General features: G+C 41.9%; 11 protein-coding genes. All 11 read left to right on the top strand.

What is annotated here, in order from left to right; genetic code table 11:
• Window positions 1-164: 164 nt before the first annotated feature.
• Window positions 165-863 carry a glycosyltransferase family 32 protein gene (locus PHO71_RS24175; RefSeq protein WP_300208586.1) on the top strand — a complete coding sequence of 233 codons (699 nt, stop codon included), beginning with the start codon at window positions 165-167 and terminating at the stop codon, window positions 861-863.
• Between the two features lie 8 nt (window positions 864-871).
• Window positions 872-1,378: a hypothetical protein gene (locus PHO71_RS24170; protein ID WP_300208584.1), complete on the top strand. Its 507-nt coding sequence runs from the start codon at window positions 872-874 to the stop codon at window positions 1,376-1,378.
• Between the two features lie 12 nt (window positions 1,379-1,390).
• Complete coding sequence (locus tag PHO71_RS24165; protein WP_300208582.1) at window positions 1,391-2,602, top strand: 6-bladed beta-propeller; 1,212 nt, start codon at window positions 1,391-1,393, stop codon at window positions 2,600-2,602.
• A gap of 219 nt (window positions 2,603-2,821) precedes the next feature.
• Window positions 2,822-2,983, top strand: a complete 162-nt coding sequence (locus PHO71_RS24160; protein WP_300208580.1) for a TIGR04149 family rSAM-modified RiPP — start codon at window positions 2,822-2,824, stop codon at window positions 2,981-2,983.
• A gap of 74 nt (window positions 2,984-3,057) precedes the next feature.
• On the top strand, window positions 3,058-4,260 hold the full coding sequence (locus tag PHO71_RS24155) for a 6-bladed beta-propeller (RefSeq protein WP_300208578.1): 1,203 nt from the start codon (window positions 3,058-3,060) through the stop codon (window positions 4,258-4,260).
• 35 nt (window positions 4,261-4,295) lie between these two features.
• The gene (locus tag PHO71_RS24150) at window positions 4,296-4,706 is read left to right on the top strand and encodes an energy transducer TonB (protein WP_300208576.1); all 411 of its coding nucleotides are present in this window, start codon (window positions 4,296-4,298) and stop codon (window positions 4,704-4,706) included.
• A gap of 119 nt (window positions 4,707-4,825) precedes the next feature.
• Complete coding sequence (locus PHO71_RS24145) at window positions 4,826-6,226, top strand: radical SAM peptide maturase (protein ID WP_300208574.1); 1,401 nt, start codon at window positions 4,826-4,828, stop codon at window positions 6,224-6,226.
• Between the two features lie 14 nt (window positions 6,227-6,240).
• Window positions 6,241-7,479: a TIGR04150 pseudo-rSAM protein gene (locus tag PHO71_RS24140; protein WP_367279934.1), complete on the top strand. Its 1,239-nt coding sequence runs from the start codon at window positions 6,241-6,243 to the stop codon at window positions 7,477-7,479.
• A gap of 3 nt (window positions 7,480-7,482) precedes the next feature.
• The gene (locus PHO71_RS24135) at window positions 7,483-9,678 is read left to right on the top strand and encodes a peptidase domain-containing ABC transporter (protein WP_300208572.1); all 2,196 of its coding nucleotides are present in this window, start codon (window positions 7,483-7,485) and stop codon (window positions 9,676-9,678) included.
• A 33-nt stretch (window positions 9,679-9,711) separates the two neighbouring features.
• Complete coding sequence (locus PHO71_RS24130) at window positions 9,712-11,010, top strand: HlyD family efflux transporter periplasmic adaptor subunit (RefSeq protein WP_300208570.1); 1,299 nt, start codon at window positions 9,712-9,714, stop codon at window positions 11,008-11,010.
• 138 nt (window positions 11,011-11,148) lie between these two features.
• A partial coding sequence (locus PHO71_RS24125; protein WP_300208568.1) for an AAA family ATPase occupies window positions 11,149-11,497 on the top strand: 349 nt, incomplete at its 3' end.

The following is an 11,497-nucleotide window of genomic DNA, read 5'->3' as shown; positions in this document are numbered from 1 at the left end:
GGATATACATGGGGCAAATATAGCGGTTTTTTGCTTGCGCCACCCAAAGCCACCCTCTTTTATATATTAATCATCTGATTTTCAATCTATGCTATGTGATGGCGCAGAAAAGTGATGAAGTCAGGAAATAATAGGAGAAATATAATTACTAATAACAGATTGACATGACTATTCCTAAAATCATACATCAAGTCTGGGAAGGACGTACAGAACCATGTATGCCCACACGTTTGCAAATCTTAGCGAGGACTTGGAAAGAACAGAATCCAGATTGGGAGTATCATCTTTGGAATGGAGAGGAAATGGATAAATTGGTAGAAAAACATTTTCCGGAGTATCTTGCTATGTACAATAGCTTTCCTTATAACGTGCAGCGTTGGGATACGATACGTTACATGATATTATATGTATATGGTGGCGTATACACGGATTTAGATACGGAATGCTTTAGATCTATAAACCTCATATTGGAAAATGTAACGATTGGATTTGGAGAAGAGCCTCCTATTCATACAAAGCCCGTACGTATAGGCAATGCTTTTTTAGTCTCTGAAAAAGAAAATTTGGGTTGGCGGACTATCTTGAATGAGATTTTAAGAAATACGGTAGAGAAAAAGTCTGCGATTGAAACAGTCATGCATTCGACTGGTCCTAATATGATCAATCGGTTGTTTGATCGCTTAAAAAAGGAGAACGGAGCTTATGGATTCCCTTACTCGCAAGTAACTCCCGTCTCTAAATATGATATGCATCGATACATCTTTCAGGGAGAAAAAGAGGTGTTCCTCGAAAAAATAAGATATGCCTATTGCGCACACTACTTTTTTGGGAGTTGGGATACTGAATTGGCTTTTTATTTATAAGATAATATATGAAAAACTTATTTATACAACATAAAGAAAAATTAAAAGATCTTCTTCGTTTCGGAGTATTAAGGACGGAAGAATTGAAAAATCCGGGATTATACAATGGTAAACTGGGTATGATCATTCTGTTTTACGAATATAGTCGTTACAGCGGGGATATTCTGTATGAGCAATTCGCTGATGAGATGATGGATTCTGTTTTAGAACTACCAGATTCTCTACCTTTTCGATTTACGGATGGCTTGACCGGTATAGGATGGGGTATTACCTATTTACTGCGAGAAAAATTTATAGAAGGGGATATTGAAGAGATTCTCTCAGAGGTGGATGAAAAACTGGCAAATTTAAATTCGCATAAAACGGCGTACAAGGAAGACTATGACCTTTATTCGGCCATACGTATGAATTATAAAACATCTGCGGTTGCAAGGGTATTGATACCTGATCCATCCTCTGATGAGGAAAAAATAGTAAGACAAATCTGGAATAGTTGTTTTAATCTATCTAAATAATGCGTTGAATACATGAGAACGATATGTAGTACACCATTTATTATTATACTTTTATCTGTTTTTTCGGCGGGATGTAATCATTCGAAAGAGCACTCTCCTTCGAAAGGTTCAGCCTCCTATATCGTAGATTTCGAGCAATGCATGAATACGGAACGGACGATGCGATTATCCGAGATCGCTGATACCATAGAGTTTTTAGAGTTAAAAACGCCAAAGGAAACAATCATTACTCGCATTTGGGATATTATCCCAACGGATGAGTTCCTATTTATCTTTTCACGTGATGGAGTTTTCCAATTTACCAAGAATGGAGATTATATAAGGAAAATAGGTAGAGATGGACAAGGTCCCGGCGAATATACATTGGCTATAGGAATGGATATAGACTTTGGAAAACGGGAAATCGTGATTTCGGATGTTGCCCAAAAGCTATTGTTTTATGATTTTGACGGTAATTTCCTACGAGAGGAAAAATGGGGATACCTTTTCAATATAGGCTGTTCAGATTCAGTTGTATGGGTTAGTGAGTTTGTGAATCAGGGATGTAAGTATATCGCATTTGCCTTAAATTCAAAGGGAGATACGATAGCATCCATACCCAATCCGCACTATGGAATGAAAAGTAAAGATGATGGCGCAGGAGCATCTATGGCAAAATATTTGAAACCTTTTTATCGCTATAAAAAGGATCTCTATCTAAAAGGGAAAGAGGTCAATGATACGATCTACCGGGTTTCAGGAAAAGATCTGACCCCCTATGTAATATTCGACATGGGCAAATACAAGTTACCCGTAGAATACGAGGCTTGGTACTCTTACGGTGATCATTACAAGTATGGGAAACACTATTGGAGCGTGATTACTGTAGGAGAAGATGACCATTATCTATTCTTGATGTCGCTTCGGTGCGCCCCCGTAGATGAGAATAGATATGTGCATAATGAAGACAATTATAGATACATTGTTTACGACAAAGAGAAGAGGAAGGGCTTCGTGACAAACGGAGAACAAGGGACGAAAATCATAGATGACATAATGGGTGGTCCGGCGATCTGGCCTCGTTATGTCACGGATGATTATTATATGTGCACGGTAGAATGGTACAATTTATCCGAAGAGATCAAGAAGGGCAATTATAACTTGGCACCGGCCTTGAAAGAACAATTCAAGAAATTCGGATATAGCACGAACGAGTTGATCGTGATGTGCCGTAAAAAGAAATGAGATGAAGAAAAATAGATTAAAAATAATAAAGCCTAAAAATAGTCTTAGACTATACCTGCCAAACACACATGGCATGCATTTTTAGGTAAAAATAGATTTGTTTTAGATAGTTGCAACAGGAATAATTAAGAGGTCACACTTGTTGCAACTATAATGAATTATTCTGTCATGAGTAAAATGTGGCATATGTTATTGTTTAAAGGCTAAATAATTAGAGATATGAAACAGGTTAAAAAACTCAAACTAACAGAGTTGTCTAAGAAAGAGTTGAATGAGAGACAGCTAAAGGAATTAAAAGGTGGTGATTATTGTCGGGACAAGTGTGGCTCTTCAAGCCCGACAATAGGTACTGCTTACGCAGAATGGACTGCTTACTTCTAACTACAATCAATTGGAAGCTGAGAAGAGATTATTTTTCTTAGCTTCCAATTAATAACAATATCATAATGACTTTTATGAAAGTAAAAATAGATGTATTTTATTTGGTATTTTCTTTATTGATGATAGTTTTAGGTTGTAATCAGGAAGAGAAAAGGACTGATATTGTCATTGTCGATTTCGAGCAATGCTTAAATAAGGAACAAATCGTTAGCATATCAGAGATAGCGGATACGATTGAATATATAGAATTAAAAACCCCAAAGGATATTATCGTGACCCGAATTTCGGATGTCTTGAAAGTGGATGATTATTGGATTGTCCGTTCATTGGCTGGTATCTGCAAGTTTTCGGAAGATGGAATGTTCATTCAGTCAATAGGCCGTAAGGGACAAGGCCCGGGGGAATATCTAGGAATACGTGGAATAGACTATGACCCGAAAAGGAAAGAGGTCCTTGTGGCCGATGCCAAACAAATCCTGTTTTATGACTTGGAAGGCAACTATATTCGTAACGTGAAAATCACGGAAGATTTCTTTTATAATGTCGGAATCTCTGACACGGTTTTATGGACTACAGCTTTAGGGATTCATCAAGAAAAATATCTTATCCACGCCTTCAATGAGAAGAGAGACACGTTGTGTGCCGTTCCCAACCCGAACTATGGAACTCAGGTAAAGAACACGGACGGTGTCTATTTCGTCCATTCGCGCCATGAAAAAGAATTTTATCGGTATAAAGCCAATCTGTATTTGAAAAACAGAGCCTCTAACGATACCGTATTCCGTTTGTCTTCTTCCGATATGTATCCACATATCGTTTTTGACATGGGAAAATATAAATTGCCGATTCAATACGAGGCTTGGTTTTCTAATACAGACTACGAGAAGCATGCGAGTGCCTATTGGGGAATCCCAAACGTCATAGAGGATGATCGTTTCCTCTTCTTGTCATGTCAGCGCAGGAATGGAGTCAGCAACAATCCCTATGAGACTAGTGAGGACGATTGGCGATACATGATCTACGATAAAGAGTCAGGGTTTGGCTTTGTGGCTAAAGAGCAACTCCAGGACGATATACATGGAGGTCCTTCTGTATGGCCCCGGTTCAGTACGGAAGAATATTATGTCGGTACGGTAGAATGGTATGAGTTGTATCCAGACGTAAAAGCGGGCAAATACAGTTTGTCGCCAGAGTTGAAGAGACAATTCGACAGCTTCAATTATGGGACAAACGAATTATTAATAATTGGCAAAAAAAGAACAAATAAAAAGAAGTAATCATGAAGAACTTTCAATTTAGACAATCAAAGGTTTTGAGAACAATCAGCTATTTCATCGTGTTGATCATGTCGCTAACGGTTTATGCACATTCTACTAAAGCGGATGTGAATCCCAACCAATCTGATGATAAGGTTTATAAGCGGGTAAATGTCATGCCATCTTATCCAGGAGGCGCAGAGGGGATCTTATCATTCATAGCAAAGAATATCCGATATCCAAAGGATGCGTTGGAATCCGGTAAACAAGGTACGGTGATCTGTGAGTTCATAATCAACAAAGATGGCAGTTTCTCGGATATAGTGGTTAAAAAAAGTATTTTTCCCTCGTTGGATAAAGAAGCGATTCGGGTCATCAAGTCCTTCCCGAAGTGGAAACCCGGCTTAGAAGACGGCAAGGCTGTTCGTATCTTATATTCGCTTCCTGTTAATTTTAGAATTAGGTAACATCATTATTAGTAAAGAATGTGAATGGTAGTTGGAACTCGTATCTGATTTTATTACGAGATTAATAGAATCCATAAACAATCTTTTATAATATTTAATTATTAAAATTATATACAATAATGAACTACAATTTGATTCAAAATAATAATGATATTTCAATTCAAGTTGAAAAAGAATATGATTTGATTATAAGAAAAAATAATGCTGATATTACTATTTGTAAAAGAAAAAATAATTCTTGTTATTGTGATATAAATAACGCTAATTATTCATATTCTTTAAATGGACAAATTTCCGCAGTAGATGTTAATCATAGTTTAGCAAATATCAGACATATTGGTTTTGAAATTACAGATTCATGTAATCTTGATTGTGTTTATTGTATATATGGAAAATTTTATCACAATCATGATGTTAGATCTAATAAGAAGATAGATCCTAAGAAGGCTAAATTATTAATTGATTATCTTGTAGATAAATTAGACTCTTCTGCAAATATTTCTCCAAAAAATGAAGTATTTATTAGCTTTTATGGAGGAGAACCCTTACTAAATATGAAGTTTATTAAAGATATCGTTGATTATACTCAAAAAATACAGAATAGTCATGTGCTTTTTAAATATATGATAACAACAAATGCCATATATCTGAAAAAGCATCTTGATTTTATCATTAAATATAGTTTTATTGTAACTGTTAGTTTGGATGGATCAGAGAAAAACGATGCGTATCGTAATTTCCAAAATGGAAATCCATCTTTTAAGATTGTTTACGACACATTGAAATACATACAAAAATATCATTATGATTATTTTGATAGTTGTTTGCAGATTAATTCTGTCATACATAATTTAAATAATCAACAAGAGATTTTTTCATTTATCTATCATGAGTTTGGTAAAATTCCGAATTTTTCTATGCTTAATTACACAGGTGTTAGATCATCGATGATTAATGATTTTAATATTATGGCTCATCCTAAATTGGAAAAAATGGACAATAATATTAATGAAGAAATGAATAAAATACTTGATTTAGAATCAAATGATATAAAAAAATTGCAGTCGTTTGTTTTTCATTATTCCGGCAATGTATATGAAAATTACAATGATTTATTGATAAACAAAGGAGGTGTTGAACATTTACCAACATCTACATGTTTACCATTTTCTCGTAGAATATTTATGACAGTTAACAATAAAATATTGCCATGTGAAAGAATTGGACATGAATTTGCATTAGGGGAAATAGAAAATTCAAGGGTTAATATTGATTTGGAAAATATAGCTTTTAAATATAATAATTATTATAATTCGATAAAGAGTTTATGCGCAAATTGCTTTTATAAAATGCATTGTTTGATGTGTATGTTTGATATTTCTAATATAGGTGAAAATCCGATTTGTGAACGAATGGCAGACAAGCAAAAATTTAAAGAATATCTTAACGATAGCATGAGAATACTTGCTAAAAGATCAGAATTGTATAAACGTATAATGAATGAAATTATTTTAGTATAATTAAACATAAAAACATGAAAATGATCTGGTTGTATCTTTATCCATTTGTCTTTATTAGCGAAGACTTAGATAATTTTCTATTTTATAACTCATTGATATTTAAAAGAATATGTTTTAAAAAAAATACAATCTTGGTTTCAATCGTTAAACAATTGCAGGATATTGATCAACTTTATAGTGTAAAGATTCATGTAAAAGATCTAGAAGATGTCCACTTATTGAATTTTGTGGAAACTATCCAAGCTTTGGGCTTAGGAGATATAATAGAAGGAAATTTAGAAAAACCCCTTATTATGCCTCCTGTCTTGAACCTACAAAAAAGTGCAGAGCGTTTAAAAGAACACAAGGTTCCAATCGGTGAAAATATTCTTTCTTACCTACATGAGGTCTCTATCTATGTGAGCGGTACATGTCTTTTTAATTGCCCTGACTGTCAAGATCGGTATAAACAATATCTCTGTTGTACAAAATCAGCGGATGTACTCGATCCTGCTTTATTGAAAAACTTCTTATTTTCTACCTATTACACAGGAGCGGCGATAACGCTTTCGGGAGGAAATATATTTCAATACAAGGGATTAGAAGATATATTATCCATTCTTGAAGGAATAGATGCTATACATACATTAGTTTCGGACTGGCGCAATATACCGGAGGATTTAAGGTTGCTAAGTAGGATTAGAAAAGAGAGCTTCCGACTAAAGATCCTCGTAAACGAACTGGCAGATGTGTCTTCAATTATTGCTATTGCTCAAAAGATCAAGAATCTCCAAATCAAGCAATGTTGGGAAATCGGTATAACTTCTTTCCCGGAATATGAAGATGCTGAAATCTTAGGCGAACAGTTGAGTGGACTGGTAGATGACGTGACAATCCGGCCATTTTATACCGGAGAAAACATAGACTTCTTTGAGGAATGTATCTTTATCGATCAAGAGGAATTGGATAATATAGAACTCGACAAGCAAGGAGTATTCGCCCTTCAAGCGCTCAACACAAATAATTTCGGAAAAATAACTATCTTGTCAGATGGCAACGTATACGCAAATGTAAACGAAAAGCCTCTCGGTCATATTCAAGATCCTATTAAAGAGATGTTATGTGAAGAACTGGAAAAGGGAACATCTTGGCGCCGCACACGCTACGATCTAGAACCTTGCTCCCAATGCCGCTATAAATTAATTTGCCCGTCCCCCTCTAATTATGAGTTAGCGATCGGGAAAAACAATTTATGTCATATTAATCCTTTGTAAAAAGTGCTTAAACCCTTCCCTACATATCGCCAACTCGACTCGATGGACTGCGGCCCCACCTGCCTCCACATGATCGCCAAGCATTACGGACGGGCCTACTCCATCCAGAACCTACGAGAGAAAGCCTTTATCACCCGGGGAGGCGTGTCCATGCTCGGTATCAGCGAGGCGGCGGAGGCGATCGGGTTCCGTACGTCAGGCGTGCGGATCACCATCGACGAGCTGGAGAAGGAATGCCCTCTACCTTGCGTATTGCATTGGAACCAGCATCATTTCGTGGTTTGCTACAAGATAAAGAAAGGGAAGTTCTACATAGCGGACCCGGCGGCGGGACTGCTTTGCTATTCGAGGGAGGAGTTCAAGCGGTGCTGGGTCAGTACCAAGGTGGACGGGCAGGATACCGGGACGGCGCTCTTGCTGGAACCGGGGCCGGAGTTCTACGGGATGGAGGACGAGGAGGGAGACAGGAAACGTAACCTCAGATTCTTTTTCCGATATCTGTCGCCCTACAGACGGGAGATGGTACAGCTGGTGCTGGGCATGGTGACGGCCAGCGTACTGCAACTCATCCTGCCTTTCCTCACGCAGAGCCTGGTGGATACCGGTATACGGGACAACAACCTAGGTTTTATAACCTTGATCCTTATATCGCAATTGGTGATCTTTATCGCCAAGCTGTCCGTGGACTTCATACGGAGCTGGATATTGCTGCACGTAAACACGAGGATCAATATCGCCTTGATCTCCGATTTCCTCGCCAAGCTGATGCGACTGCCCCTGCATTTCTTCGATACCAAGATGGTGGGCGATATCATGCAGCGCATCGGCGACCATGACCGCGTCGAGGCGTTCATGACGGGGACATCCATCAATACGCTCTTCTCTTTCGTCAACTTCATCGTGTTCGGGTTCGTGCTCGCCTATTACGACTGGACGATACTGGGACTCTTCTTGGTAGGCAACGGCTTATACGTGGCGTGGGTACTCGCCTTCATGCGATGGAGGAGGGAGCTGGACGTAAAGCGTTTCTCGCAGGCGGCCGGGGAGCAGAGCAACCTATTCCAGCTCATCACCGGAATGCAGGAGATCAAGCTCAATAATTGCGAGACCAAGATGCGATGGAAATGGGAACGAATACAGGTAAAGCTTTTCAAGATAGGGATCAAGGGGTTGGCGTTACAACAATATCAGCAACTCGGGGCGGTCTTTTTCAACCAGACCACGAACATACTCATCTCCTTCATCGCGGCACGGGCCGTCGTGCAAGGGGATATGACACTGGGTATGATGATGTCGGTGACCTACATCGTGGGGCAGCTCTCCTCGCCGATCGAGCAATTGATCGATTTCTCACGGTCCTTGCAGGACGCGAAGATCAGTTTGGAGCGGCTCGGCGAGATACACGGGAAGGAGGACGAGGAACAGGTAGGCGGGATAAGACTGAATGTTCTCCCCGATGACAGGACGCTACGGCTGGAAAACCTCAGCTTCAGCTATGACGGGGCGGACCGGGATTACGTGCTGGAGGATATCAACCTGACGATACCCCATAACAGGGTGACCGCCATCGTGGGGGCCAGCGGAAGCGGGAAGACGACGATCGTGAAACTCCTGCTCGGTTTTTATAACCCCAACAAGGGGGATGTGAAGGTGGGCGATACCTCCCTCAGGAACCTGAACCCGCACGTATGGCGTAGCAAGACGGGTTCGGTCATGCAGGATGGTTTTATCTTCTCGGATACGATAGCGAACAATATAGCCGCCGGCGAGGAGGTGGTGGACAAGGAACGCCTGCTGCATGCCGTGAGGGTGGCGAATATCCGGGATTTCATCGATTCTCTCCCGCTGGGATATAATACGAAGATCGGCATGGAGGGGAACGGGGTGAGCCAAGGGCAGAGACAGCGGATCCTGATCGCCCGGGCGGTGTACAAGAACCCGGACTTCATCTTCCTAGACGAGGCTACGAACGCCTTGGACGCGAACAACGAGCGGGAGATCATGGAGCAGTTGCACGCCTTCTACAAGGGACGGACGGTGGTGATCGTAGCGCACAGGCTCAGCACGGTGCGGGACGCGGACAAGATCGTGGTGCTGGACAAGGGACGCGTCGTGGAGGAAGGGACGCATCAAGAGCTGACGGCCTTGCGGGGGACTTATTATAGGCTGGTGAAGAACCAGTTGGAGCTTGGGAGTTAAGAGTTGACAGTTGATAGTTGACAAGTGACAGTTATGGAGAGAGATTCCGGTAAAGATATAGAGCTGAGGAGCGAGGAGGTGCAGGAGGTGATGGGGCAAGTGCCGGCCTGGATCGTGAGGTGGGGGATAACGTTGTTGTTCGTCGTGGTGATGGCGTTGCTGGTGGGAAGCTGTTTCTTTAAGTATCCGGACGTGATCACGGCGGAGATGACATTGACGGGGCAACATCCCGCAACGGCGGTGGTGACACGGGCGGAGGGGAAGATACAGGAGCTGCTCGTTACGGATAACCTTCCGGTAAATACTGGCGATTGGCTGGCGGTCATAGAGAATCACGCCGATACGGAAGATGCCATCTATCTGGAGAAGACGTTGGAACGATCCGGGATGGACGTGGATAGCCTGGACAAGGCCTTATCAAGGTATAAGGAGCTATCGCTGGGAGATATGCAAGGGGCTTACTCGGGGCTGCTGGCGGCACTCCACGCTTGTATCAACTATAGGGAGATCGATTATTATCCGCGAAAAATAGCTTCTATACGCAAACAGATCACGTTGTATAAGGCTTATTACAACAAGACGGAACGGCAGCGGAAGACCCTCTCGGAGCAATTCGCCTTGGCGGAACGGCAATACGCGCGGGATTCCTTATTATATAGCCAGTCCGTGATCTCCTCCTACGAGCACGAGACGGCCCGGGCTTCCCTGCTGCAAAACCGTTATTCGCTGGAAGGGGCGGCCGCCTCCGCCGAGAACCTAAGGATACAGATCGGAGAGCAAGAGCAATCCTTGCTGGATCTGACGCTGGAGCGGAACGAGAAAGAGTTTACGCTACGGCAGGAATTACAGACCGCCCGGGAGCAATTGCTGAACAGCCTAAACGAGTGGAGGCTGCGCTATTGCCTCATCGCCCCGGTAGGGGGTGCCGTGACATTCACCAAGTATTGGAACGAGAACCAGTATATCCCATCCGGGGAGGTGGCTTTCACCGTCGTGCCGCAGGGCGAGAACCGGTTGATGGGGAAAGTACGGATACCGATAGCCCGCTCGGGAAAGGTAAGGAGAGGCCAGCGGGTGATCGTACGTTTCGCTAATTTCCCGGATCAGGAGTTTGGCGTGGTCAGCGGCGTGGTATCGAATATCTCCCTGGTCCCCACCGATGAGTACTATACGGCGGATATCGATTTCTCCGAGGGCCTCAGAACTAATTACGGTATCGACCTACCCGTCTCGCCCGAGACCGGGGCTTCCGCCGAGATCGTGACGGAAGAGTTACGCCTGATCGAACGATTCTTCCTCCCGGTCAAACGGATCGTGAAGGAAGGGTTCTAAACAAACCGGCAACGACGTACATACACCGGCACTCGCCGGCACCTTATTCGGGGTAGATGACAAATAGAAGTATCGCTCTTTGTCCCTTCGGGAATAATATATATCTTTGTCTGTAAGTCTCATTAAAAACAGCACGATATGAACCGGACAATTTATCCCATCGGCATACAGAACTTCGAGAGCCTTCGCAAAGACGGTTATCTTTACATCGACAAGACCGCCTTGATTCACCAAATGGCAACTACCGGACGATATTATTTCCTCAGCCGCCCCCGACGCTTCGGGAAAAGCCTGTTGCTATCCACGCTGGAAGCTTATTTCCAAGGAAAGAAGGAGCTGTTCGAGGGGCTGGCGATGGAAAAATTGGAGAAAGACTGGAAAGCGCACCCGGTACTTCACTTAGACTTGAATACCCAAGAATACAATACGATAGATAGCCTGCGGGAACGCTTAGAGATATCCTTGCACGAGTGGGAGAAGATCGGCG

The sequence above is a fragment of the Bacteroides sp. genome (genome assembly GCF_028690125.1).
Taxonomy (GTDB): Bacteria; Bacteroidota; Bacteroidia; order Bacteroidales; family Bacteroidaceae; genus Bacteroides.
Note: the sequence above shows the minus strand (reverse complement) of the source record. Positions and strands in the feature narration are given on the sequence as shown.

Coding starts and splice junctions, on each gene's coding strand:
- PHO71_RS24175 (WP_300208586.1), top strand. CDS start 165: ATGACTATTCCTAAAATCATACATCAAGTCTGGGAAGGACGTACAGAA.
- PHO71_RS24170 (WP_300208584.1), top strand. CDS start 872: ATGAAAAACTTATTTATACAACATAAAGAAAAATTAAAAGATCTTCTT.
- PHO71_RS24165 (WP_300208582.1), top strand. CDS start 1,391: ATGAGAACGATATGTAGTACACCATTTATTATTATACTTTTATCTGTT.
- PHO71_RS24160 (WP_300208580.1), top strand. CDS start 2,822: ATGAAACAGGTTAAAAAACTCAAACTAACAGAGTTGTCTAAGAAAGAG.
- PHO71_RS24155 (WP_300208578.1), top strand. CDS start 3,058: ATGAAAGTAAAAATAGATGTATTTTATTTGGTATTTTCTTTATTGATG.
- PHO71_RS24145 (WP_300208574.1), top strand. CDS start 4,826: ATGAACTACAATTTGATTCAAAATAATAATGATATTTCAATTCAAGTT.
- PHO71_RS24140 (WP_367279934.1), top strand. CDS start 6,241: ATGAAAATGATCTGGTTGTATCTTTATCCATTTGTCTTTATTAGCGAA.
- PHO71_RS24130 (WP_300208570.1), top strand. CDS start 9,712: ATGGAGAGAGATTCCGGTAAAGATATAGAGCTGAGGAGCGAGGAGGTG.